The following is a 25508-nucleotide window of genomic DNA, read 5'->3' on the forward strand; positions in this document are numbered from 1 at the left end:
GTGGTTGATATTTACTATTTCTGATTGTGGCTGCCTGAAACCGGAGGCAGGTTTTTCATGATGTATGTATGTTTTATTTTGCAGGTGCCGGGTTTTCTTTTACCCACTTTAGCACTTCATTCATATATATTTCTCCCGTCATTTCGCCCAAACTGGTTCTGCTCACATAATCGTATCGCTTAAAGCTGCTGAAGTCTTCTTTAGTAAGGATATAGCCAAAGGCGTCATTCGTTAAGCCAAACAGGAAAGGATGCCTGGTGGGCATATGGCGTTTTACATAATAGCCAATATTAGGCAGGGCTTCCCCTGGTATAGTAAGCACCTGTGCGGTACCAATGTTAAGGAGATTGATTTGTGCGGAAGCGAAATCCGTATCCGTGTTTTCACCTGCCAGCTTCAGCGGAGACCGGCTGAGAATATATTTCATGATCTCTGAATCAATGGGAAAACGGATTGTTTTTGCCGCGCAGTACAGTTCAGGATTGGTTTGCACAGGAGCGCCGGCAACAATGCGTAAGGCTTCATCGGCCAGCAATTCGCCAATGCGTATACATTCTTCCCAATCGTTGGCTTCTCCCCCTTTTTCGAGCCGGGTATCTGCCGTTACCATTCCGCCCTGGGCGCCATTCATGAAAAGCGCAACGCCACCCGCTTTTGATTCAATGCGACTGTATAATGGCCCGCACAGGTCGGGACTTAAAATACCCTGCGATGAACCGATAACTTCGGGGTGTACCGCGTAATTAACCAATGTGGCAATGGGCTTGTTTTTGTTTTTACCGGCAGTTGCTATAGCCTGTATAATGCCGCAACGGGGATCATACAACTGAGGAGCGTAATAATTGTAAGCGATCTTTCCTTTGGCTTCATCTACGGCGATTTTTAATGACGCGGGTTCTAATTTTTTTACCGCTTCATTCACCGCATCGGCAATTTGCTGCACACACCAGTCTAAATATTTCAGGTCGGCATGCGATTGTCCTTTTTCATCCGGGAATCCATAAGCGTCAGGAGCGCTGTGGGTATGTGTAACACCTATAAGAATGTTTTCGGGCGCGATACCTTTGATCAGTGCCCTCGACCTGTTTCCTAACACTGACGGCCACCCTAAGTTATCAATATTAACGATGGCGATCCTGGTGTTGCCTTTTTCCAGCACTAAGGCGCGGGCATATAAATCGCCCTGCTTAAGGGTTGCCGGCTTAGGTGTGCCAATACCACCAGACACCGGCAGTAAAGGATCGGGTGTAATGACCCTTACTGCGGCGCCGGCTTTGAATGTTTGGGAATAGGAACCAGGGATAAAACCAATTATACACAGAAAAAAAATAAATATTCTTATATACATCTTCTAAAAAATTATCTCTCAAAAAATCTCCACAACAATATTTAGTCCTTTTGTGAGGAAAGAAGGTGTAGGGTAGAACATTTTTTGCCCTATACCCTATAAATCAAACTTTACACCCTATTCCTACCAGGGCTTACCGGTTTCCTGAGTTATCCATGGGCGTGACCACGGACTATTTTGGGCACCATTACCGCCCAAATTTGAATAATTTGTTGTCTTTAAATTTTGATTAGCTGCTTCCACATTGGTTCCATTCAGGTTTCTTTCTTCAATGGGATAATAAAACCGCAAAGGCAGTTCCGGCGCTACTGTTCTGTTCGCTACACCATGCAGTTCGGGATAACCCGTTCTGCGCCAGTCAAACCATGCTTCGGCCGCCATACTCCAGCTCGCTATCCACTTTTGGGTAATAATCTGTTCAATGGTTCCATTGTATGCTACTTCAGGTTGTGCAATATAAGCTGCTGCCTGAGCACCAAATCCCCATACCGATAAAGAAGCCGCAATCCCCATATTATAGTGATCTTCTGCATCTCCCGCGCTCCATCCTTTTGCGGCAGCTTCTGCCAGAATAAAATGTACTTCAGCAGCAGTTATTAGTCTTACTTTAGTTCCACCTGCATTGCCCTTAGCAAAATTTTTATTAACCCACGACACATGCGTGTTATGAGATGCCTGCTGTACATCAGGACTTAGATTGTATGTTTGTGGCGCATTAAGTGCCACAGGCAATCCTACATAATAAGGATCCTGATTGATATCATTGATAGGAAGCTGTTTTGCAGACAGGTATTCATTAGTTATGATCATTACTCTTGGTCTGTGTACACCATTGATTGTGGTATCGTACACCACTTTACTTATATTTCCGGAAAGATCGGGATCAACATATATTGATTCCGTTACAGGCTCGGCCCATGCGGTAATTCTCGGATCATTCCTTTCCAATAAGGCTTTTACAAGGGTGTTGCACATTTTGATCCTTATGTAATTGCTGCTGTCTGACTGTGGAATGGCATAAGCAGGCCAGGAATCCATATCACTATTACCGGGAAAACCCATTGCCGGTTCATCCGCAACAGAAGTGATAACCGGATATTTTGCCGGATCACCTGTAATCTTTTCAATGCCCTGTTTCGAAAGGTCCGGTAGTTTTTCCGACAAACGCATATAATAGCGCAATGCCAGGGAATTGGCGAACTTTCTCCACTTTCCGGCATCTCCCCCATAAAAAACATCAGCAGGACCGGTGGAACTGTTAAAAGAAGTTTCAGACAGTAATGCATTTGCCTTTTCAAGATTCGCTAAAATGCTGTCATAAATACTTTGCTGGCTATCGAATTTTGGAAAAGTATATTGATCTCCACCCTGATCTGCCTTTAAAGCATCTGTGTAGGGAGCATCGCCATATAAATCAGTAATTAATCCAAACATCAGGCTTTTCATTACCAGCGCAATGCCCTCGTGCAAAGGATAGTTTAGTGCTATAGCCTTGCTGTAAACAAAATTGTTATTTCTTAAAATATCATAATAACCTGTCCAATCGTTGCTATTGCCCCATTCGTAGTTATTATGACCGCCAGCCCAACCGTCTTTTTGGGTATGCTGCATTACCCCGGCAATATCGAGGTAGCCGAGATTGACAAATGTTTTGGCCGATTCTGTTAATACCGTAGAAAGCACCAGGTTAGGATTAGCGGAAGCCGGATCAGCGCCATTAGGATTTTCATTCAGTTCAATCAGGTGTTTCTGACACGAAATTCCCGAAATGATTGAAACAAAGCCTAATAATATTATATAAATCTTTTTCATATCGTGAAAAATTTATTATTCTTCTAGAATGTTATATTTAATTTAATACCTACAGGAATTGACCATGGGGTTACATTATATCTTTCGATGCCCTGTTTAAACTGTATACCGCCCTGAGTACCCGTTGTAGGCTGGTAGGCATTTTCGGGGTCAATACCAATTTTTGCCTGCGTCCACAACATGATATTCCTGCTGTAAACAGAAAAACTGATGTCCTGCATTCTTAAAGAACTTAATAAGGACTTGGGTAATGCATACGTTAACGACAGTTCTCTTAATTTAATATAGGAAGCGGAGAACAAAGTGGGCTCGGTAAAATCCCATGGATTACTTACTGCATATAGCATAGGAACGGTTCCTATGTATTTACCATCAGCATCCTTTTCAAGGATATTTTCTCCAAGATTTTCTATATAACCTATCAGGTTGCCATCAATATCCCTGTTTTCATATACACCCGGTGCAAATAATCCGCCGTAAGGAAGATTAAATCCTGAAATGATTACCGGATAGCTCGCCCGTTCCGGAGTTGGCCATCCTACCCTTATAAATTTGCCACCATGCGGTTTGATCAGTTCATCTTCATGCGCAACTAAGTAATCCCGCAACTCTTTACCACTCATAGTACCCGGATCAAAGAAATTATCAAACTGCAGAGAAGCTCTGCCATCTTCAATACCATAACGGTAGGTTTGAGAAACGAACTGCCCGCCATTTCTCCAGTCCAACGTAGCGCTGAGCGTCCAGTTTTTCCAGGAAACTGAAGTTTGCGCGCCTAATATAAACCGGGGATTGAAATTTCCAATTTTATTTTTAGTAGCAAGCGCGTCCTCTGCTATCCATTTTGCCCCATCTTCATTGCCGCCATCCAAAAGCGGGTAACCATAATATGGAGATGATTTGTCTTCCACCACCCGCATTTTAGGTCCATAAATATCGCCTACCTCTTCGCCCAAAAATGTGTACGCACCGCCTTTAGCATCTGCCCAGTAAGTGAAATAAGGCATTTCGCTGGCAAGCTCCATTATTTTTACACGGTTACGCGTCAGATTGGCGCTTATATCCCATCGCCAGTTCTTTGTTAAAAGCGGAGTGCCACCCAGGGTAAACTCCCAGCCTGCACTACGCAGCAGTCCGGCATTTATGTTTTTGTAACGACTTCCACCTGATGGCGCTAAATCAGTACTGAAGATCTGATTTTGATTATCTACCCGGTAGTAGGTACCGGCAAAGCGCAAACGATTCTGATATAAATTCACGTCAATCCCGGCCTCATACGATGTTGCCTGTTCGGGCAGAAGGTTTGCATTAAGCAGTGTTGACGAAGTGCCAAGACGTGGAATATTCCCCCAGGTACCTGCATTGCCCAGAACCGAAACCAGTTTGTAAGGATCGGTATCATTACCTGCCTCAGCATACCCACCCCTGAGTTTAATCAGATTTATTTTAGAAGAACTAATACCCATGATTTCGTTTAGCAGTATGCTCATGGAAGCCGAGGGATAAAAATAGGCTTTTGCACCAGGCAGGGTACTCGACCAGTCTGTACGACCGGAAACATCTATATAAACCATGTCCTTGAATCCGATGGTTGCCATTTCATAAATGCTGTTAACCTGCTTTTTGGAGGTATAGCTGTTAAAATCGAGGTTAGCAGGCAGGATATTCTGAACGGTAAAAACTCCGGGAACAATAAGACCAGCTCCGCCTTTCGTAGCCGTTCTTTCAGAACTTCCTGTCTGATAGCGGGTATTACCCCCTGCAGAAACGGAAATGTTGAAATCTCCCAATTCTTTTTTATAGTTTGCCAGGAAATCCGCATTGCCCTCAAAATTCGAGATATGTGAAATTCCGTAAGCCCCACGTGGTTCGCTGGTGTAACCATTGGATATTGTAGTTTGTCTTTTTTCATTAATATTATCCAATCCATAACGCAGCATCAGGCTAAAATCCTGGGTAATTTGCCAGTCGGCACGAAGGTTTCCATAAACCCTGTCTCTAACAAAAGAATTATTCACCTCATTGGCTAAAAAATAAGGATTGTTTGCTGATGGATGCGTTGAGCGAACCGCCAGACCTTCCTGCCCCGGAACCCAATAATCTTTCAAATCCCTGATATCGGTGTTTGCAGATACGGCATAAGCCCATTGCATTGGATTGGCTCCCCGCTCACCCGCCGGACGGTTATTAGATCTGTTTCTGCTGAAGTCCATATTAGTACTCAGCCTGAAATTTTTGGTCACCTTTAAGGATGAATTGAAGTTTATTGTGTTTCTAAAAAGGTCTGAATTAGGAACAATACCACGATTTCTCATATCGGACAAGGAAACGCGATAGTTCATGTTTTCAGTATTGTTGGCAACAGACACCCCATTGGTAGAAGTGACTCCGGTTTGCACAAAATTCTTCACATTATTGGGATGAGATACCAGGGGAATAGCAATTGGTTTACCATTTTCATCTAATGGGCTGTTCCATTGTAAAGCATTATATCCTTTATCCAACTCAGGGCCGCCTGCACCACCCGACTCGTCAATAATAACATAATTGGGATTGAAACGGGGATCCTGTGCTCCCAAAGGATCCGTAAATATGTTACCTGAGATACCAACCGGAATGGCCGGATAAATACCGCTTGCAAAACGGGATTGCCATTCTAAAAATTTATAAGGTTTTTCGAAAACAGTGCTGGACACAAAATTCACGGTAGTTTTCTTCATCCCTTTCCCGGTTTTTGTTGTGATAAGTACCACGCCGTTACCGGCACGGGAACCGTACAATGCCGCAGCGCTTGGTCCTTTAAGAACAGATACGCTTTCAATATCATCAGGATTAATTCCCCCGATGGCATTTCCATAATCTACCCGGTTATCATTACCCACCTGGCTTACATTATTGAGTGTATTGGCAATGGGTACGCCATCTATTACAAACAACGGCTGGTTATCGCTGCTCAGCGAGGCGGCGCCACGGATAACCATACTTACGGATGATCCCGCTGCCCCGGTTTGATTAATAGTCACACCGGCTACCTTGCCCGACATGGCATTCAGCACGTTTTCCTGTGCTACCCGGTTCATTTCTTTACCGGCTACTTCTTCAACGGAATAGCCCAGTGATTTTTTTTCACGGGTAATGCCAAGAGCAGTTACCACTACTCCTGTAAGTTCCGTAGCGGAGCTTTCTATAGTGGCATTCACTACCTGCCGTCCCGATACGGCTATTTCTACCGTTTTATATCCCACGTAAGTAAACACCAGCACACTATTCGTGTTTTTAACCGTAAGCGCATAATTACCGCTATTATCGGTTGTAGTGGCATTTGCTGTGCCCTTTTCCATAACCGTTACCCCGGCAACAGGCCCGTTTTCATCCGTCACCGACCCACGCACCGGAAAGTCGGCAGCAACAGCCGCCGAATGCAAAAATAACACCAGGCTAAAGATGAAAAATAGCCTGGTGGCAAAACAATAAGTCCTCATAACAATTGATTGGTTTAGTAGAAAGAATTTTGTTTTCATATTAAGGAATTTTCCGGCTATTGTTTTTCAAGCAGGAGGTTCATGGGAACATCACCTAACCCCGGAATATTAACAGTAATTGCAAGGTTCAGTGTTGAAGCAGTAATAGTATTGATCCAGTAAGGAACTCTTTTATCCTTAGCGGGAAATAACGCCAGCACAGAGCTGTACACTTCTGTATCCCAGGCCCCCGATTTACCTGCTTCCGGGAGAGAAAACAATATGGAGTAATCATTATCACCGTCCACTTTATAAGTACCATCACTATTGAAAGCATATACATTGTTCCGGGTAAATGCAAACGGATTAGGGCTCTGGCCTCCCTGCGTCAACAAATAGTTAAGGGTTGGGTGATCCAGCATACTCCAGCCAGACTCAAGCTTAATTTTATTACCACCAACTTTTACCGATGTAGTAACGCCTAATGTAATATCTTTTTGTTTCCATGTACCTGTTACCCATTCCTTTTTGGCATCAGCAAGCGTTTTTTGGGGGGCTTCATCCTTTTTACAGGAACTAATTAGTAATGCCGGGGCGATAAGCAGTAATAAAGTAATTAATTTTAAATTCCTTTTCATGAGCAGATGGTTGATGTGATAAATAGTGTTGATTGTTTTGGCCTGCGAAATTGCGTATTTAATATATAAGGAGATGTGTATTTTATACAATTCATGAAAACATAATGTACGTTAAAAAACATGCTTTTTTTTATTTACCGGGCATGCATTCCGTAGTTGAAATAAAGTTCAATTTTATTTAAATTCCACAAACTAACAAATGTTAATTATCACAAAAAAAATAGCTTAAATTACTGTAGGAACCTTTGCCTGGCCAACGGTTTTAAAACGGGTGATACAGGCATACTTCCGGGAAATACGGGATAAGAGATCAGGGGAATGAAGCGATACCCAATGCCGGTAAAAAAGATTTCAGCACATTTGCTTCCGGAGGTTGATCATTGCCCGAAAGGCGAGATTATTCACCGACTGGTAATTCATACTCAGCTTCACCGCAATTTGTTCGTAGGTGAGCCCTTCAAAAAAACGAAGGCGAACCACCTGCTTTTGCCTTGATGTAAGCCGGGCCAGCGCGATATTTAAGCGGCTTTTTTGTTCTGTAACCCTTTCTGATAATATGATCATTTCCTCAATATTATGGGTTTCCGCCAGGCCATTTTCATTATCATGTAACTCATTAATAATGACTTTACGCTTAATTTTTTTAAGAATAATGCTTTTCAGCACTTTTACAAGATAACTGTAAGAATGATGCACATCCCCGATACTTACCCTGTAATGCCATATTTCAATGAATATTTCCTGTAACGCGTCTTTGGCTAACTCCCTGTTATCTGTCATTTTTAAAGCCGCATGAAATAACCTGTCAATATAAGTATCGTACAGGTATCCCAGGGCTTCCGCATTCCCTTCCTTCAACTGTCGCCAGCAGGCAGCATCATTCTGGTAATTACATTCAGACATAAGTGATAAAATAAGCAGTCAAAAAAATAACTATACCATTCCGGTACACCTTAAAAAAATGCCTTTTTTCAAAGTTCAATTTTATCCCTATTTTAAAAAATGGGCAATGTTAATTCTTATGAAAAAAATAGCGGAAATTATGATAGGTGACAGGTTTAATTTTTTCTGCCAGTGGCAGGTGTCGGCATATGAGCCGTGAGTAGTGAGTGGTGAGTAGCATTACATTGTGCCGGGGTGGTGTTTCAATAATAAAAATAACCGTGGGTTTGAAATTATTTCAAACCCACGGTTATTTGTTATTCATTTAAACTATCGCTTTAAAATGTATAACGCACGGAAGCGCCCACATTACCCGCATAAAAACGGGAATAATTGTAGAAACCCGATCCGTAATAATCTGGTCTTACAATAGCTATTGTAGGACGAAAATCAGCACTCACATTTAAAGGGATATTACCAAATTTATAATCCACGCCGCCAGTGGGAAATAAACCTAATCCAAATCCGGAGTAGTCTTTATTACTTGAAAAAGTATTATAAGCGGTTAAACCGCCACCCACAAACCATTTCAGTCCTTCCACAGCCCCTATGGGGAAATGGTGCTGGTAAGCTGCGGAGAAAGAAAGGTGGAACTGATTTACTGAGCTGTAATATGTATTAGGCCGGAATCCCAGGTTTAATTCGATAGCACCTGGCGTGGTAATAAAAGTTTTAAATGAAGCGGCAATAACATCATAGTATCCGCCACCTGCCCGAAGCCCAATACCCCTTTTATAATCGCCGCCATCCTGGGCTTTGGCAGAAAATACCAATGTTGAAAATAAAAAGAGAAAACTGCCATACATAAAAAACTGCTTCATACACTTCCTTTTTGAGTTGATGATAATATTGAGATATTTAAAAAAATAAACTACTTTGTATTAAAGAATTGTAGTTAACGCAACTTTACTCCATTTATTGCGGAACTAAAGATTTCATGTTGAATTTTGAATCCTAAAGGCAGACAGGTTTAATTTTATCTGTCATTAACAAGCGTTGTGGCGCATATGTAATGAACCCATTCTATTTTTTAACTTTACAACTATGATTCATTTCAGAGAAGCAGGGATAAAAGATATACCACTGATCAGGAAGCTTGCATACGCCGTTTGGCCGCAAACGTACGCGGATATTTTAGCGCCGGAGCAAACAGCCTATATGCTGAACATGATGTACAGTGCGTCTTCCCTGCAACACCAGATCAATATACAACAGCACCGGTTTATTATTGGGTATGATGATGATCAGCCGGTTGCCTTCGCTTCCTGGTCATCCACATCCGATAAAAAAGTATGCAGGCTGCATAAAATTTATGTGCTTCAAAACCGGCAGGGCAAGGGCACAGGTAAAAAATTTATTGATCATATTATTGCCGCAATCCGGCCGGCAGGCGCCGCTATACTGGAATTAAATGTGAACCGGCACAACAAAGCAAAAGATTTTTATACCCGCCAGGGCTTCAGCGTGGCCCGGGAAGAAAATATAGCTATAGGAAATGGTTATTTTATGCATGACTATGTAATGCAGAAAAGAATTAAATAAATATCCACAATATTTAAGGGATGTACCCGTTACTGCAATCCATATTATTCACAGTATGTATCAATAATCTTATATTTCTGTTTTATGAAAAAGGAATTAGCACGGGTAATATTTATCGGAATGGTATTGTTTATCAGTGCCAGCTCATGTAAAAAGGGGGATACAGGTCTTGCGGGAACACCTGGAACAGATGGCAAAGACGGTAAAGACGGAAATGCCAATATTTCAATGTATACTTTCGGAGAAAGAACCTTTTCGGGCAATACGGATTTTGTTCTGGAAAATATTTCTCAGGCGAAAATTGACTCAAGCCTGATCCTGGTATATTACAACCCGAGCCTTGAATCTGCTACAGCATGGTATGCTGCCCCGGGATTAGGGTCAACAGCGGCTTACCATACCCGTTTTGTAATCTTTCAAACCCAAACATCTCCCAGTACGTATACGCTCAGGCTATTTTTAATGAACCCGGCGGTCACTGCTCCGTATGCAAATTCTATTGGTTTCAGGAAAACAAGGATTATTATAGCCCCGGCATCCTCTATTCATACCTCGGGAAGAAAAAAGAACAATGATGAAACATCCATTTTTTCAGACTACTATGAAACGCTGAGGTATTTTAATTTAGAAGAGTAAAATGGTGAATCTTTTCAACAAGGACACCGCAGGCACCGGGTGTTCCAATATGTATTTTATTTAAAAAAGCCTGCAAACATTCATTGGTATATTAGTGGCGTATCAGAACCATGCAGGCTTTTGTTGTACAGAATGCCCGGCATACAATCGCGTCTGCTTACAATTTCAGGTCTTTAATAAGCGCGTTCACCTTTTTCTTAAAACCGTTTAATGCTGCCTGCTGCAGGGCAATAAAACTATTATCTTCCAATTTTCCCCACACATTATCCATCTCTTCTTTGTTGCCGAAAATCATGGTACGGAAAGGATTGGTATAATCTTTCGCCCTGGATTCGTAAATGCCATCTGTTAACCATGCTTTGGTTTGTACAGACTGAAGTAATATTTGCTTAAAAATTTCCGGGGTAAATGCTGCAACGGAAATACCAAGCACTTCTAATAACGCCGCGAACGCGTGCTCAAATTTATCAGCGTCATATGCCTGCCCCTGCATGGTATAAAATGCATGCACATCGTCCCAGCTTTTTATTTTGCCGGCCCGAACGTGCTTCCTGAATTTCTCTACTTCTTCTTCAGCTATGAGCTGCCCCCCAACATTGATCCATTGATTTCGTTTGGGAACGGATGGCAGTTGTTTACTCAGCGCAGCAAAACTTTTAAGATCGTTTTCCAAAAATTGTGCAATACATTGTACCGCTCCATAGTATATTACCAGTTGCCTGAATATAGTATATGCCTGCTGTACCTTAATAATAATGGTTTTGCGGTCACTGTTCTCCAATCCTTCGGCCACAATTTCCAGTTCATCAATGACCTTATCTTTTGTTTCTAAAAGTTTTTTGCCGGTTTTAATATATGCTTTATCAGAAAATTTTTTTCCGGGGTCTTTTCTTTCCGAAAAAGATTTTCCCGTATACAACGCCAGCAATTGCAGCGCGATTAATAATTCATTAATGGTATCCGGCGCCAGCGCGTCAAACTCAATACGCTGATCTTTTTCTATACGGGCATCCCGGTCATTGTATTTCCATTCATTGCGCGCAATGGCATATAAATTATACATGAACCAGTAAGCAGGCATTACAACCAGTTGGTCTTTTGCGAGGTCATTGCTGATCAGCGCAAAGGGAAAAGGAATATTCAATTCATACGGGTAATCGCCTTTGGCAAGAATATTAAAAGAGGCGAATTTGGAATTGTGTTTGAGGCTTACGCAGAGGCCGGGCCAAAAACCACGGCCGGCAATAAGCTCGCCATCGGGGCTGCGTGAATTGTGATTAGAGCCTATAGTAGCCCCCGCTGCCATATTGCTTTGTCCCATTACGGTGGCTGCACATAAAAAAGAATTGTTATGGTGTTGCTCATGCGATGGAAAGATCAGTGAGTTGAGCACTTCGCAGCAGGAAATGGTAGAATTGTTACCGAGATAAGAATTGAGCAGCCGTGCACCGTATTTTAACTGGGAGTGAGATGCCATAATGAAACGAATGGCTTTAACCCCGTAAAAGGCTTTACAACCCAGCCCTATAATTCCATTTACCATTTCACAGCCCTCTCCTATTTGTGAGGGCGCTTCAGGAGATGAATTAACAGTAAGATTTTTTAGTTTGTTGGCGCCTTTAATATAAGCGTCCGAGCCAATCCACACATCCTTAATGATGCTCGTATTTTTGATAATGGTACGGTCGCCTATTTTACCATAGTATCCCCGTTGAACATCATATTCTTTTTGCGTGAACCATTTAAATTTTTCAAGCAGCACTTCATCATCCCGGTATTTAGACCATAACCAGGCATCGCCGGGCAGCATGCGGGTAAACGGAATTACTTTCCTTCCCCCGTTTTCATTACATATTTCCAGCCAGATGCGGATATTTTCACTCTCCCCTTTCTTAATAATGCCATTACCAAATTTAGCCGTGCTGGTGGTAGCCAACTCGTGAATATTTACCAGTATCACTTCGCTGCCAATAATATAATGAGAAAGATAATTTACATTGTCTACTACCACATTGTCGCCAAAATCGCAACTGATGATGGTGCTGTTGTATAAACCAACGGGCATTCGCAGGTTATGGTATTCTAAGTAATAAGCTTCTAATTTACCAATGCGCACCAATCCGAAAAACTTACAATTCTTTACCAGTTCCGGGTTAAAAGCGTCAGACACCAGCAGCTTATTCCAGTCATCGGAAGTATTGCGGTTACGTACCAGCACTTCAATTTCCCATGCTGTTAACCCGCGGTATTGAATGCCGTTCCTGTTTTGAATATTACGCAGGTGATATTCATCCTTTCCTTCCGGCAGGTATTCAGGAGCAATAAAATTATAGCCTAACGAATTAATAGCTTTTTTGTTGATCTGGTTCATGAGGAAATTTGAAATCTGAGATTTAATATTTGAGATTGGTTGCTGGTGTCAGGTATCAGCCAGTTACTCACTACTTATTCCACCGTAACGCTCTTGGCCAGATTCCGCGGCTTGTCTACATCATAGCCTTTCGCTACTCCTATATAATAGGAAAACAGTTGTAAAGGAATAGTACTGATGATGGGCGCTATCAGTTCATCCGCTTCAGGTACGGGCAATACATCATCGGCCATGCCTGTAATGATTTCATCACCTTCGGTAATTACGGCAATTACCTTTCCTTTACGGGCTTTTATTTCCTGTATATTGCTGATGATCTTTTCGTGACAGGTATCTTTTGTAGCTACAAACACAACGGGTAATGATTCATCTACCAGCGCTATGGGACCATGTTTCATTTCCGCTGCCGGGTATCCTTCGGCATGTATATATGATATTTCCTTGAGCTTTAACGCGCCTTCCAGCGCTATCGGAAAATTATAGCCGCGGCCCAGGAACAGGGCGTCCGACACATCTTTGTATTTTAAGGCTACCGCTTTTATATGTTCGGCGTTTTCCAAAGCATGTTTTACTTTTTCGGGTACCTCATTTAATTCGTTGAGGAGATGTATATAACGGTCATGGCTAATGGTTGCCCTTTCTTTAGCGATCATAAGTGCCACCATTGTTAGCACAGTGAGCTGCGCCGTAAATGCTTTTGTACTGGCCACGCCAATTTCCGGACCCGCATGGGTGTAGGCGCCGGCGTGCGATATACGGGAGATGGATGAACCCACTACGTTTACGATGCCCAGAATAACAGCGCCCTGTTCTTTTGCTCTTTCTATAGCTACCAGCGTATCCGCGGTTTCGCCGCTTTGCGAAATGGCTATGATCATATCTCCCTTATGAATAATGGGGTTCCTGTACCTGAACTCGGAAGCATATTCTACTTCAACCGGAATGCGGCATAGTTCTTCTATCACATATTCCGCCACTAAGCCGGCATGCCAGGACGTACCGCAGGCGATGATCAGTATGCGGTTGGCGTTTTTAATTTGTTCCATATTGTTCCGGATGCCCGACATGGTGATGGTTCCCTGCGCCACATCAAGCCTGCCTCTTAAACAGTCGTAAATGGTATGAGGCTGTTCAAAAATTTCCTTGAGCATAAAATGATCATAGCCACCTTTTTCTATAGCCGCCAGTTCCAGGTCTAATTTTTGAATGAAAGGCGTTTGCCTTTCGTTGCCCAGGTTCTTTAAGATCAGTTCGTCCGGTTTAATAATGGCAATTTCGTAATCATTAACATATACCACTTCCTTGGTGTATTCAATAATGGGTGATGCGTCACTGGCTAAAAAATGTTCGCCTTTACCAATACCTATTACCAGCGGACTGCCTTTTCTTGCGGCAATGAGCGTATCCGGGTTGTCCTGGTCAATCAGTACAATTACATAAGCGCCTACCACCCGTTTCAAAGCAATGCGCAGTGCTTCTTCCAGGGTGCTGCTGTTATTCTTCTGAATGTCTTCAATAAAATAAAGCAGCACTTCGGTGTCTGTATCGCTGAGAAACTGGTATCCTTTTTTAATGAGCTCCTGCTTAAGCGAAGCATAGTTTTCAATAATACCATTATGGATCATAGCCAATTTACCATTGGCAGAACGATGCGGGTGAGCGTTTCTGTCACTGGGTTCACCATGCGTGGCCCAGCGGGTATGGCCAATTCCTATATGTGCTTCCAGGTCCCGTCCTAAAGTTGACTCTTCAAGATTGGCTACTTTCCCTTTCTTTTTATACAATTTAACACCATGATTTAAAAGCGCCACTCCCGCGCTGTCGTAGCCCCGGTATTCTAACCTTTTTAATCCTTTAATAATAACGGGATAGGCCTGGCGATGTCCGATGTAAGCAACAATTCCACACATTGTAAATATTTTATATGTTTTACCTTACTGATAAGTATACTATTGAACGCAAACGATTGCGCAATATTATATAAAAAAAGGCAGCAATAGTTATGCTATGGTTCTTTTCTGTACTGAAACAAGGGTATTAGGGTAAGCAATAGCAGGGGTAATTCTTTTCCGGAAGTTCAGCCGCGCAAACTTTGGGGCATTGTTTTTCGGATCCTGCTCAAAAACTGTGGCTTAATACCCAGGTAACTGGCAATAAGATATTGCGGAACCTGTTGTGAAAGGCCGGAAAATTCTTCAAGCAGTTGCACATATCTTTCTTCTTCGGTATCATGAAGCAAACTGATCTCTCTCTGCTCTTTCCTGAAAAAAAGCTGTTCAGCCATTGCCCTGGCAAATGCAGTCCATGTATGATGATGAGCAATAAGTCTTTTAAAGTAGGCACCATCCCAGGCCGACAGTTCAATATCCTGTTCAGCCCTTAAATAAATCCGGGAAGGTTTGCCTGTTATTAAGCTGGTGTAAGCGGTGATAAACTTCCCGCCCATCAAAAAATCCTTTACATGTTCTTCACCATCTTTGTTTAAAAATAAAGTAATGATGCCTGAATGTAAAAAGTAAACAGAACGGCAAAGCTGGCCTTCTTCAACAAGAAATTCACCTTTTTTAATATCCACTGATCTCCTCTCTGCTAAAAATTCTTCGAGGAACACGCTGTCAAATAAACCTGTTTTTATAAGAAACGTTTCCACCTGTTTTTCTTTGTCCGGCATATCCATTTAATTTATCCCTAACCAGGAAGTATAGAAGGATGTTTATTATATTCCCTGCAACCGAAGGTAACCAGAATTACTGAGCTTGAGCGGGCGCTTATGAATTGGGGCATTTCAAACTGCCGCATTTGTTTCACACAAAAAAATCACCGCTATTGTTTTAATACATCTTCAAACAATTTATATATGCGCTTATATTCATCCGTCCAGCTTGAGGGTTCCGCAAAGCCGTGATCTTCTACCGGGTATAACGCTACCTGCCAGTTGTTTTTTTCCAGCTCTACCAGGCGCTGATTAAGCCGCATCACATCCTGGAAATGAACATTCACATCTACCACGCCATGACAAATAAGCAAATGATCCTGCAGTCCTTCCGCAAAATAAATGGGTGAGCTTTTTCGGTAAGCGATGCTGTCTTGTGCAGGTGTATTTAAAATATTGGAAGTGTAGCCCTGATTGTAATGCGCCCAGTCGGTTACGGGCCGTAACGCCGCACCGGCAGCAAACGTGCCGGGAGCGGTAAACAATGCCATGAGTGTAATAAAACCGCCATAGGAACCACCGTATATGCCTATGCGCTCCGGATTAACGCCGCATTTTTCCGTAAGATATTTTGCACCGTCAATATTATCAGCCAGGTCTTTGCCACCCATATGGCGGTATATGCCGGTACGCCAGTTACGGCCATAACCGGCGCTGGCCCGATAATCCATATCCAGCACGTAATAGCCATTATCGGCAAGCAGGTTATGAAACATGTATTCGCGGAAATAACTGCTCCACCATTTATGCGCGTTTTGCAGGTAGCCTGCCCCGTGTACGAATATTACCGCTGGTTTGAACGGATGCGGGTTAGCCGGACGGTATAAGCGTGCCGGTACCTGCTTACCATCGTTTGCGGTAATGTATACAAGTTCCGGGTCGCGCCAGCTATAGGATTTAAAAGCATCGCTTTGTGCATTAAAGGTGAGCTGTGCTGCTTTTCCGCCAGGCTTGTTATCCTGCAAATACAATTCCCATGGTTTATTGGAATAAGAATACAGTATTGCCGCCTGTTTTTCGCCGGGGGAAATTGTTGCCCGGTTAGCGCCTGTCATGGTGGTGATCCGCGCCGCTTTACCACCGGTTACGGGTAAACGATACAATTGCTGTTCGCCGGAATGCGCTTCATTAGTGGTAATATAAAAATATTTGCTGTTGCCGGATAGCCGGCACTGCTGCACTTCATATTGGCCGGCAGTAAGCGCCGTTTTTTTTCCACTAACAACATCTGCAGTGTAAATATGCGAATACCCGGTGGCTTCCGACTGAAACCAAAACAGGTTTTCATTGATCCATCCTGTATTGTCGCTGTTTATACCGGGTCCTCCCACCCAGGCTTCATCACGTTGCCGGTCTAATACCGATAGCTTCCCGGTAACTGCGTCTAATTGCATCAGCCACCTGTCTTTGTTATCCCGCGCATTCATGTCAACCACGGCATAATTGCCTTTGGGCGACCAGGTAACCCTGGCTATGCTAACCTCCCTGACCGCGTTTTCCTGTTTTTTTATCTTTAATAATTCAGGATAATCTTTTACATAATCGGGCAAATCGCGTATACCGGGTATACCTTCCGTTGTAACTGCAATCGCGGTATCTTTTTCCCTGTCAAATACAAACAATTCAGATAATCCCGAAGGAGCGCCTACCTTGGTTCGGCCATTAATAGCTTCCGTAAAACCGCTCTCTGTAACATAATTGGGAACGATGGTATGTCTTGCGCCGGACGCCTCCTTAAACAGAATATAACTTACAAAGCGGCCGTTGGAGCTTATCTGAAGATTATGTACATTTCTGCCGCCGGTATAAATGGTTCGCGGCTTTTTTGTTTTGGACAGGCTTTTGGCATAAGCATCCGATATATCTTTTTTCTCCTTTCTCTCCTTCAGTACTGCTATCTGGTTCAACTGATCTTTTTTCAGCCACTCTTCCTGGCTGTTTAGCTTTTTATTTTTTTCGTTTGCCGCTGGATCATCGCCTTTTTGAAACCGGGTAAGCTGTATCGTTTCCCCGTTGGCAATATCCCAGGCGTATAAATTATGATTCAGCTGGTATATTATTTTGGTATCGTTAAATGAGAAACCGGGCGCCGATTCCGGTTCTGCTGTTTGTGTAATGCGTTTTATTTTGCCGGATCTATTATCAACTATAAATATATCGCCTTCTTTGGCATATACGTACGCGGTTTTTGCGGCATTAAATGTAATATCACGGGCGTATACGATGTCTTCTTTTTGAAATGCCGGTACTTTTTGCGGTGTTATGTTGCTACCGGTTATATAATACAATGAATCAGCCGGAGCCTTATCCGGGTTCCAGTTAAAATAGAGTGTTTTTCCATCAGCGCTCCACAATGGATTTGACGGAGAAGTTCCTATCCATTTGGGATCTCGCATAATTTTTTCAACAGTTAGTGGCGCCAGCGACTGAGCAAACACAAAGGAGCCGGTAAATACGATGAGAACAACAAGACCGTTTTTTTTCATGACGCTGATTTTATATCAGAGTAAAATACCCTGCAGGAAAATATACGCTACAGAAAAGTAAATCACTAATCCTGTAACATCTACCAATGTAGCCACAAAAGGAGCAGATGATGCGGCAGGATCGGCGCCCAGTTTTTTAAGAAAAAGCGGCAGCATGGAACCGCTGATCGTTCCCCACAGTACTACGCCAATTAAAGAAAAACCTACTGTTAGCGCTATAAAAAAAGAATGTACTCCATATACCTCCGGAAAAATATGCGACCACAGCTCTATGCGTAAAAAACCGATGGCCCCTAATACTGTACCCAGCATCAGTCCGGATAATATCTCTCTTTTTAACACCCGCAGCCAGTCGGAAATATATACTTCGCCCATGGCCATGGCCTGTATAATTAAAGTAGAAGCCTGTGACCCGCTGTTACCCCCGCTTGAAATGATAAGCGGCACAAAGAGTGCCAACACAATAGCTTTGGTAATCTCATCTTCAAAATAGCTCATGGCAGTGGCCGTTAACATTTCCCCCAGGAAAAGAACAACCAGCCATCCTGCCCTTTTACGAAAAAGTTTAAACAAAGGCATTTCAAGATAGGGCTCGTCCAATGCCTCGGTACCTCCTATTCTTTGTATGTTTTCCGTAAATCCTTCGTTGGCAACCCAAAGCACATCGTCAATAGTTACAATGCCGAGCAGTATATTATTATCGTCTACAACGGGAAGGGCTACCCTGTTGTTCATTTTAAATATATTATTGGCTTCTTCCTGGTTGTCGTGCACGTTCAGTGCAATGAACCGGCGGTCAATAATGTCGGCAAGGATAGTGTCCGGACTGGCCAGTATAATTTCCCTTATCCGGATATCATCTACAAACGCCCCCTTTTCATTTATAATATAAACTACATCAATCGTTTCAATGTGTTTTCCTTCTGTTCTGATTTCATGCAATACCTCTTCCACCGTCCAGTCTTCATGTACGGCTATATAATCCGGTATCATCAGGCGTCCAACAGATCCTTCGGGATAACCCAGGAGGGAGAGCGTTATTTTTCTTTCTTCCGGATCGAGCAGTTTAATTAATTCCCTTACCGCGCCGGTAGATAATTCTTCAAGGAAGGCGGTACGGTCATCCGCAGGCAGTTCATTGAGCAATTCGGCGGTTTTGAGCGGGGGCAGGGATTTGATGATTCTTTTTTGTTCGGGTACGTCTAATATTTTAAAAGTGCTTACGGCTCTGTGCGGCGAAAGAATGGATATGATCTGGGTTTCATATGCTTCATTATCACTGATCAGTTGGGCCACATCGCTGATGTTCTGGTTATTCAGGAAATCCTGTATAATTAATTTATCATTGGAAGCAATCGCTTCGTTAAACTGATCCTGCAATGAAACCGCTTCCTGTTCAAAGGCCATAATTTTTATTTTGATGTTGCAAAATTAGAAATAGCTTTGACCATCATCCTATTCCATATTAAACTCACCTATTTCTTTGCACAATATGCTTTCTGAGTACCTGTACATAGATAACATCAAAGATAAAGGACGGGGCGTTTTTACCCGCAAAAAAATCACAGCGGGAACGATTGTTGAAATATCCCCTGTAATTGTAATGAACGGCGATGAAAGAAAACTCCTGGATCAAACCCTTTTACATGATTATATTTTTGTATGGGGAAAAAACAAGGATCAATGCTGTATGGCGCTCGGCTATATCGCGGTATACAATCACTCCTACCGGGCCAACTGCGAATATTTCATGGATTATGATGAGGGTACCATGTATATCAAAACAGTAAGCGCTGTTCGCCCGGGAGAGGAACTGACTATTAATTATAATGGCGCCTGGAACAATACTAAAAAAGTGTGGTTTGATGTAAAAAATTAAATGCTTATTTGTAGCAATCAGCTATCAGGTGGGTAACTACTAAGGATGAGAATACTCTTTTCTCCTTTTACCTCTCGCCGAACACCTGGTTTCATCTTCAGATTTTGGATTTGATATTTACAGTAACCAAATTTTGTTTTTAATTGTACTTATATTGCCTGAGCGTTTCAACTACCTTTTCCCTGTAGTTTCCGCCAAACAATAATAAATGCACCAGGAGCGGATACAACTGGCATAGCGCCACACGTTGCTGCCAGCCGGGCTGCAACGGAAAATGATGTGCATACGCCTCGTAAAATATTCCATCAAATCCTCCAAAAAGCAGGGTCATGGCAATGTCCATCTCCCGGTGCCCGAAATATATGGCAGGATCAAATATTGCGGCCTGCCCGTTAGCACCGGCAATAAAATTACCATTCCACAAATCGCCGTGTAACAATGAAGGCTGTTCTTCCATGAAAATAGCAGGCAGCTTGCTGCAAATTTGTTCTGCAGCCGCCACATGCTCCGGCTCAAGCATGCCTTTTTCATTTGCTTTGCGCACTAAGGGAAGTATTCTTTCTTCAGCATAAAAGTTCGTCCACAAGCTGTGCTGCGTGTTAGACTGCGCCAGCTTGCCGATGTAATTATTGCTGCTTAGCCCAAACTGTTCCGTACTGTTGTAATGGAGCTGCGACAGGCTTCTGCCAAAGTCTTCCCAAAAGCCGGGAGCGGGCTGTCCAGGCTCTATATATTCTATTACCAGGAATATTTGCTGGTTAAACTTTCCATCAAAGAGCGGCCGCGGTACTTTTATGGCGCCGGTATCTGCAAGCTGTATTAACCCTCTTGCTTCTTTTTCAAACATATCCAGTCCAAACAAAGCAGCATTTACCTTAATAAAGAAACTGCCTTTATTAGTTTCAAGCATAAAGCACCTGTTGGTATCTCCGCCATGTACAACTTTATATTGGTGTATGAATGTGGAAGAAGAAAAGAAATCGGTGAACCGCTGTTGTAAATGCTCAAGCAAGGAAGCGTGTAACATAAGCCCCGGATGTTATTTGCAGCGAAGGTAATGTGGAAAGGACAAAAATAAATAACAAAGACCCAATCACAAGAACCAGGTAAAATGCAAATGACAAATATTAAATCCGAAGCCCGAAATCCGGGGAAGGCTGTCAGCAGTCAGATTCTGCAGAAGAGGAATATTCACACTATCGTTAATAGCTACCCTGCAACCTGCAGCTTGTAACCTGCGCCCTACCGCCAATGACGTTTATAAACGTACCGCCTTTGCGAGGCGTAAACAAATACTGGAAGTTAGAACAACTATGCACGCCGAAACCTGCCCTGTAACCTGCAACACTGTACTCACCATTCAAGTATTCATCCTATCGTTAGTAGTTACCACCTGATAGCCAACGGCTGATTACTAACTGCTAATACGCCACCATCGCGGTAAAGCTATTTCCATTGGGGCCGGTCCATACTAATTTGTAATAATAATTTCCGGAAGGACATGAAACGGGGTTTCCGCCTGCATCCAGTCCGAATGTGGCGGTAGCGGTAGCTGGGCCAACCGTATGTTTAATGGCACCTCCGGTTAAACGAAAATTACAATCCTGCCGAATCACTAAAGGATCGGTGATGGAACTGGTAAATGCAGTGCCGAAGCGGTTAAATCCCCAAATAGCAACATGATTGTCTTCGCCTTCGGTATGGGTGCCTGTAACAGAAAGAACGATACCCTTATCGTAAGTAAATACCCGTTGCTGCGCTATTTGCCAGCTACGCTTTGCACCATTATTAAATGTAACACTCAGGCCGCTGCTGGAAACCGTATGTATAATGGATGCCAGCGAGGACAGTTCAAGTAATAATCCTCCGCTCACATTGGTAAATGCCTGCTCACCATTAATGGTTATGCTTTTTTTATCTGTCTTACGCGTAATCTTAAAATCTTTATACTGGATTTTAAATGACGCTCCTGCATTTTTCCATTGTGTGCCCGTAGGCGCTGATAATACGATAACGCCTTCCCGGGTACGGCTTCCCAAACATGCTCCGCCATTAAAGGAAATAGTAATGGTTTGTGGGTTGCTCAACAGGTCAACCGCTATAGCAGCATCGCAAATAATATTGTCCTGGTTACGGGGACTGGAATATCCATCATCCAGCACAAGATTAGCATCGTTAAAAACTGCATTGGTCTCTGCAGTAAAAAAAGCTTCATCATCTGCATGAACCGAAATCTCAGCGTCATCTTTTTCCGTACCGGAGTGATTATCTTTTTTACAAGCCGTAAAGCTGAGCAATAAAGCAACTGAAAACAATTGGAGGAAATGCATGTTCTGCTTCATACACATAATATTTACAATGAAGGGAAGCCGGCTGAAGGATTATAAAAGTCATTTCATCCCAACCGGCAATCCTTGTTTAACGTAAAAAGAGCAGTTTTATTTCGGGCTGAATTGAGTTAATGCTAACTAATTTATAAGCCATTAATTCCGGCGGCCTGCAAGCGGGATGACTATTCTGTGAACAGTTTGTTGTACAGCGCAAAGTAGGCCCCCAATACCCCAATAAGCCTTTTTTTAGTTGGCTAATCTGTATCGTTTTACCGGAAGTCCAATTAATCATTCATTTACTTGTAGTGTAAAAACGGATAAGGCTTCTATTGTTACAAGCAGCATACAGTTATTAAGTTAATAATATGAACAGGTAAGAGAAAGTATAATAAATAATTGATTATAAAATGCTTATAATAGTTATTTTTAATAAAATAGTATATAATTTAACTCATTATAGCTTCTGGAAAAGTGGTTATACACATATATGTGGATAAACCATTACGCGTTATGAGGTTACTTTTTACATTTCATTGTATTAAAGGCAGCTAAAGGTGTTTACCTTTGCCGCATTGCTTTGCAGCCATTGATTGTATTTATAAACCAACATTTAAAAGAAAAAACATGGTACAGAAAACCTATTTTAAGACCAAAGATTATTGCAAAGTAAAATTCGCTTTTAAACCTGAAAACGCCGAAACAGTAGAAATATTAGGATTAAACAGCGACTGGGAGAACGCTATTATTATGAGTAAAAAAAAGGATGGAACTTTCAGCGCGGAGGTTAATCTTCCCAAAGATTCAAAACACGAGTTCAAATACAGGATAAATGAAACAGAGTGGGTAAACGAATCTGAAGCCGATGGGCAAAAGCTGAATATCTATGGTGGTACCAACAGCATTATCACCATTTAATTATTATTCTCCAATTTTAAAGCCGGTAACCATTTTGTTTGTATTGGGTTGCCGGCTTTAATTTTATGTAACTATTTACCTGCCTGCCATTAAGGCAAGCTGTCATTAGCCTGTAAAAACACCCTCATATCAGGATGCATCGTATACATTCTGAACCGTTTACCATCATTTACTATAATTCCACTTGAAGTATTGTTACCTATAATGGGGTTCTTTTTATATTTTTTCCAGTGTATCAAATCATCCGACACTGCCACGCAGGTTGACCACTCCCGCCAGTTTGCATAAGCGGAAGCATGGTAATATCCATAGTATCTTCCTTTGTGTTTTATTACCTGGTTCATGGCAACGGCATACCGGTCATACGGTTCCGGGCCCATCTTTAACACGGGGCCATCCTGCACATTGGTCCACTGCTTCAGGTTTTTGGAAACAGCAAGCCAAACGCCCAGGTCGCCACGCTCATAAAACAAATACCAGGTACCGTTTTCTTTCCACACCGTTGGTGTTCCGTACGCTCCCTTTGAAATGGGCACGCCGTTAACCATACGAATATCCAGCGGGCCCTGTTCTGTCCAATGAATTCTGTCGGTAGATGTAAGCAGGTGCGCAATATCATCTCTACCCTCGGCAAACATATAATAAGTGCTGTCCACATGAATAACCGACATGTCTTCCACCCAGCCTGCCGAATAAACAGGATTGTCTTTATACCTTGTCCAGGTATAACCATCCGGCGATGTTGCATATCCTAAGTACTTTGCATTATCTTCTCCTTTTTTGTAACCGGTATACCAAAGATAATAGGTACTGTCTTCCCGGAGAATATAGCCCCGTTCGCGAATCCGGTCATCCCATGTGTTGGCACCAGTGCCTGCAAAAACAGGATTATGCCCGTAGGGAACAAAATGAACAATTTCTTCGGGGAATGCTGTTGAGCTGCGACTTCCTTTTTTGGAAGAACTGCACTGCATAGCGCAGGCGGCAAGCAAAAGTAAAAAGGATGATTTGTACATGCTGTAAAATAATAAAATCCGGGCATTTGAAACATTTCTTTTCAATGCCTGACGCTTAGCCATACGGTTTTGAAATGAAAAAGCAGACCGTTTTATTTAAAATTATTCATCTTTGCTGCCATTAACTCCCGTATGCACTTATCCTTATGGGGTGAAGCAAAAAGCACCCTGCGTTTATCGTTTCCCATTATACTGGGTGAATTGGCCCAGATGGCACTGCATATTATTGATACCGCCATGGTTGGCGCGCTGGGTTATAAACAATTAGCGGCTGGCGCGCTGGTGTTGGCTGTTCTGAATATTCCTTTTGTAATAGGCATTGGCATGACCATTTCCGTATCGCAATTAGTATCTATGTCGCATGGCCGTAAAGACAGTCAAAAAGTGTCGCATTACTTTTACAACGGCTTCTGGTTATGCGCCGCAACCGCTGTTATTATTTCCTTAGCACTTGTGCTGGGTAAAAATGTGCTCTTTCATTTAAAGCAGGACCCTGAAGTAGCCGCTCTGGCGGTTCCTTTTTTAGAACTGATGGGGTGGAGCGTAATTCCTATGCTGCTTTTTATGTCGCTCAAGCAGTTTACCGATGGTTTGGAGCGCACCCGAACCGCAATGATTATTTCACTGGTGGCGCTTCCCTTTAATATATTCATCAACTGGCTGCTGATCTTTGGCAACTGGGGACTTCCCCGGCTTGAATTACCCGGCGCCGGCTGGGGTACGCTTATCACCCGTTCATTGATGTTCCTTACGCTTGGCGCCGTTATTTTATGGCACCCCCTGTTTCGCCGTTATATTATAGTAAGAAAGAACCAGTGGAAGCTTCGGCTAAAAACAATAAGGGAGTTGCTGCATATTGGCGTACCCAGCAGCTTGCAGGTAGGGATGGAAGGTGGCGCCTTCGCCATTTCGGGTATTATTATTGGAACAATTGGCGCTACAGAACAGGCCGCCCACCAGATTGCCCTGAGCTGCGCCTCCTTTACCTTTATGGTTTCTATGGGCCTGGCACAGGGAAGTTCTATAAGGGTGAGTAATGCCTATGGTAGCAGGAACGGCTTAAAAATAACCACTATCGGAAAAAGTACGCTTATCACCGCCCTGCTTTATGGTATACTCTGTGCGCTTATCTTCATCTTGCTTAGAAATATACTGCCGGTAGCCTTTAATAAAAATACCGATGTGATCCGGATGGCTGCATTGTTGCTGATTTATGCAGCGGTGTTCCAGATTTCGGATGCCACGCAGGCCATTGCCGCAGGTTTGCTCCGTGGTATTAAAGATGTAAAAGTGCCTACGCTGCTCATTGGCATTGCCTATTGGGTAGTGGGTATTCCGGCTGGTTATTGGCTGGCCTTCCATGCCGGGTTGGGCGCTTCAGGCATCTGGATCGGGTTTATTGCGGGACTTTCCAGTTCC

At 42.8% G+C, this 25508-nt stretch carries 19 protein-coding genes; 5 read left to right on the forward strand and 14 right to left on the reverse strand.

Annotation, left to right across the window (positions count from 1 at the left end):
• Positions 1-73: 73 nt before the first annotated feature.
• The 6 genes from VL121_RS06820 to VL121_RS06845 form a co-directional block, all read right to left on the reverse strand.
• The gene (locus VL121_RS06820; RefSeq protein WP_325403519.1) at positions 74-1348 is read right to left on the reverse strand and encodes a hypothetical protein; all 1275 of its coding nucleotides are present in this window, start codon (positions 1346-1348) and stop codon (positions 74-76) included.
• 123 nt (positions 1349-1471) lie between these two features.
• Positions 1472-3160 carry a SusD/RagB family nutrient-binding outer membrane lipoprotein gene (locus tag VL121_RS06825; RefSeq protein WP_325403521.1) on the reverse strand — a complete coding sequence of 563 codons (1689 nt, stop codon included), beginning with the start codon at positions 3158-3160 and terminating at the stop codon, positions 1472-1474.
• Between the two features lie 23 nt (positions 3161-3183).
• Positions 3184-6642 (reverse strand): SusC/RagA family TonB-linked outer membrane protein, encoded by a 3459-nt coding sequence (locus tag VL121_RS06830; RefSeq protein ID WP_325403523.1) that lies wholly within the window; start codon positions 6640-6642, stop codon positions 3184-3186.
• 56 nt (positions 6643-6698) lie between these two features.
• The gene (locus tag VL121_RS06835) at positions 6699-7259 is read right to left on the reverse strand and encodes a hypothetical protein (RefSeq protein WP_325403525.1); all 561 of its coding nucleotides are present in this window, start codon (positions 7257-7259) and stop codon (positions 6699-6701) included.
• 351 nt (positions 7260-7610) lie between these two features.
• Positions 7611-8162: an RNA polymerase sigma factor gene (locus VL121_RS06840; RefSeq protein WP_325403527.1), complete on the reverse strand. Its 552-nt coding sequence runs from the start codon at positions 8160-8162 to the stop codon at positions 7611-7613.
• Positions 8163-8479: 317 nt separating this feature from the next.
• Positions 8480-9022: a hypothetical protein gene (locus VL121_RS06845; RefSeq protein WP_325403529.1), complete on the reverse strand. Its 543-nt coding sequence runs from the start codon at positions 9020-9022 to the stop codon at positions 8480-8482.
• Between the two features lie 223 nt (positions 9023-9245).
• Between VL121_RS06845 and VL121_RS06850 the strand changes: the two genes are divergently transcribed.
• Positions 9246-9743, forward strand: a complete 498-nt coding sequence (locus tag VL121_RS06850; RefSeq protein WP_325403531.1) for a GNAT family N-acetyltransferase — start codon at positions 9246-9248, stop codon at positions 9741-9743.
• 84 nt (positions 9744-9827) lie between these two features.
• Positions 9828-10379: a hypothetical protein gene (locus VL121_RS06855; protein ID WP_325403533.1), complete on the forward strand. Its 552-nt coding sequence runs from the start codon at positions 9828-9830 to the stop codon at positions 10377-10379.
• Positions 10380-10536: 157 nt separating this feature from the next.
• On the opposite strand, the gene VL121_RS06860 is transcribed toward VL121_RS06855, so the two are convergent.
• The 5 genes from VL121_RS06860 to mgtE form a co-directional block, all read right to left on the reverse strand.
• Positions 10537-12750 (reverse strand): DUF4954 family protein, encoded by a 2214-nt coding sequence (locus tag VL121_RS06860; protein ID WP_325403535.1) that lies wholly within the window; start codon positions 12748-12750, stop codon positions 10537-10539.
• 74 nt (positions 12751-12824) lie between these two features.
• The gene (gene glmS / locus VL121_RS06865) at positions 12825-14660 is read right to left on the reverse strand and encodes a glutamine--fructose-6-phosphate transaminase (isomerizing) (protein ID WP_325403537.1); all 1836 of its coding nucleotides are present in this window, start codon (positions 14658-14660) and stop codon (positions 12825-12827) included.
• 167 nt (positions 14661-14827) lie between these two features.
• A complete protein-coding gene (locus VL121_RS06870; protein WP_325403539.1) occupies positions 14828-15421 on the reverse strand; it encodes a Crp/Fnr family transcriptional regulator in 594 nt (197 codons plus the stop codon).
• A 152-nt stretch (positions 15422-15573) separates the two neighbouring features.
• Positions 15574-17949: a S9 family peptidase gene (locus tag VL121_RS06875; RefSeq protein WP_325403541.1), complete on the reverse strand. Its 2376-nt coding sequence runs from the start codon at positions 17947-17949 to the stop codon at positions 15574-15576.
• A 15-nt stretch (positions 17950-17964) separates the two neighbouring features.
• Positions 17965-19356 (reverse strand): magnesium transporter, encoded by a 1392-nt coding sequence (gene mgtE, locus VL121_RS06880; protein WP_325403543.1) that lies wholly within the window; start codon positions 19354-19356, stop codon positions 17965-17967.
• 85 nt (positions 19357-19441) lie between these two features.
• On the opposite strand from mgtE, the gene VL121_RS06885 reads away from it, so the two are divergent.
• Complete coding sequence (locus VL121_RS06885; RefSeq protein ID WP_325403545.1) at positions 19442-19828, forward strand: SET domain-containing protein-lysine N-methyltransferase; 387 nt, start codon at positions 19442-19444, stop codon at positions 19826-19828.
• A 139-nt stretch (positions 19829-19967) separates the two neighbouring features.
• On the opposite strand, the gene VL121_RS06890 is transcribed toward VL121_RS06885, so the two are convergent.
• On the reverse strand, positions 19968-20855 hold the full coding sequence (locus VL121_RS06890; RefSeq protein WP_325403547.1) for a fructosamine kinase family protein: 888 nt from the start codon (positions 20853-20855) through the stop codon (positions 19968-19970).
• 394 nt (positions 20856-21249) lie between these two features.
• Positions 21250-22170: a hypothetical protein gene (locus VL121_RS06895; RefSeq protein WP_325403549.1), complete on the reverse strand. Its 921-nt coding sequence runs from the start codon at positions 22168-22170 to the stop codon at positions 21250-21252.
• 612 nt (positions 22171-22782) lie between these two features.
• Here VL121_RS06895 and VL121_RS06900 point away from each other — a divergent pair.
• Complete coding sequence (locus VL121_RS06900; protein ID WP_325403551.1) at positions 22783-23073, forward strand: isoamylase early set domain-containing protein; 291 nt, start codon at positions 22783-22785, stop codon at positions 23071-23073.
• An 89-nt stretch (positions 23074-23162) separates the two neighbouring features.
• Here VL121_RS06900 and VL121_RS06905 read toward each other — a convergent pair whose 3' ends face one another.
• On the reverse strand, positions 23163-24152 hold the full coding sequence (locus VL121_RS06905) for a glycoside hydrolase family protein (protein ID WP_325403553.1): 990 nt from the start codon (positions 24150-24152) through the stop codon (positions 23163-23165).
• 69 nt (positions 24153-24221) lie between these two features.
• Between VL121_RS06905 and VL121_RS06910 the strand changes: the two genes are divergently transcribed.
• Positions 24222-25508: MATE family efflux transporter (locus tag VL121_RS06910; RefSeq protein ID WP_325403555.1), on the forward strand; the 1287-nt coding region annotated here is incomplete at its 3' end.

The organism is Agriterribacter sp., assembly GCF_035497235.1.
Lineage (GTDB): Bacteria > Bacteroidota > Bacteroidia > Chitinophagales > Chitinophagaceae > Agriterribacter.

Bases quoted from the DNA above. Each gene is read 5' to 3' on its own strand.
- VL121_RS06820 (WP_325403519.1), bottom strand. From the start codon at position 1,348: ATGTATATAAGAATATTTATTTTTTTTCTGTGTATAATTGGTTTTATC.
- VL121_RS06825 (WP_325403521.1), bottom strand. From the start codon at position 3,160: ATGAAAAAGATTTATATAATATTATTAGGCTTTGTTTCAATCATTTCG.
- VL121_RS06830 (WP_325403523.1), bottom strand. From the start codon at position 6,642: ATGAGGACTTATTGTTTTGCCACCAGGCTATTTTTCATCTTTAGCCTG.
- VL121_RS06835 (WP_325403525.1), bottom strand. From the start codon at position 7,259: ATGAAAAGGAATTTAAAATTAATTACTTTATTACTGCTTATCGCCCCG.
- VL121_RS06840 (WP_325403527.1), bottom strand. From the start codon at position 8,162: ATGTCTGAATGTAATTACCAGAATGATGCTGCCTGCTGGCGACAGTTG.
- VL121_RS06845 (WP_325403529.1), bottom strand. From the start codon at position 9,022: ATGAAGCAGTTTTTTATGTATGGCAGTTTTCTCTTTTTATTTTCAACA.
- VL121_RS06850 (WP_325403531.1), top strand. From the start codon at position 9,246: ATGATTCATTTCAGAGAAGCAGGGATAAAAGATATACCACTGATCAGG.
- VL121_RS06855 (WP_325403533.1), top strand. From the start codon at position 9,828: ATGAAAAAGGAATTAGCACGGGTAATATTTATCGGAATGGTATTGTTT.
- VL121_RS06860 (WP_325403535.1), bottom strand. From the start codon at position 12,750: ATGAACCAGATCAACAAAAAAGCTATTAATTCGTTAGGCTATAATTTT.
- glmS (WP_325403537.1), bottom strand. From the start codon at position 14,660: ATGTGTGGAATTGTTGCTTACATCGGACATCGCCAGGCCTATCCCGTT.
- VL121_RS06870 (WP_325403539.1), bottom strand. From the start codon at position 15,421: ATGCCGGACAAAGAAAAACAGGTGGAAACGTTTCTTATAAAAACAGGT.
- VL121_RS06875 (WP_325403541.1), bottom strand. From the start codon at position 17,949: ATGAAAAAAAACGGTCTTGTTGTTCTCATCGTATTTACCGGCTCCTTT.
- mgtE (WP_325403543.1), bottom strand. From the start codon at position 19,356: ATGGCCTTTGAACAGGAAGCGGTTTCATTGCAGGATCAGTTTAACGAA.
- VL121_RS06885 (WP_325403545.1), top strand. From the start codon at position 19,442: ATGCTTTCTGAGTACCTGTACATAGATAACATCAAAGATAAAGGACGG.
- VL121_RS06890 (WP_325403547.1), bottom strand. From the start codon at position 20,855: ATGTTACACGCTTCCTTGCTTGAGCATTTACAACAGCGGTTCACCGAT.
- VL121_RS06895 (WP_325403549.1), bottom strand. From the start codon at position 22,170: ATGAAGCAGAACATGCATTTCCTCCAATTGTTTTCAGTTGCTTTATTG.
- VL121_RS06900 (WP_325403551.1), top strand. From the start codon at position 22,783: ATGGTACAGAAAACCTATTTTAAGACCAAAGATTATTGCAAAGTAAAA.
- VL121_RS06905 (WP_325403553.1), bottom strand. From the start codon at position 24,152: ATGGCTAAGCGTCAGGCATTGAAAAGAAATGTTTCAAATGCCCGGATT.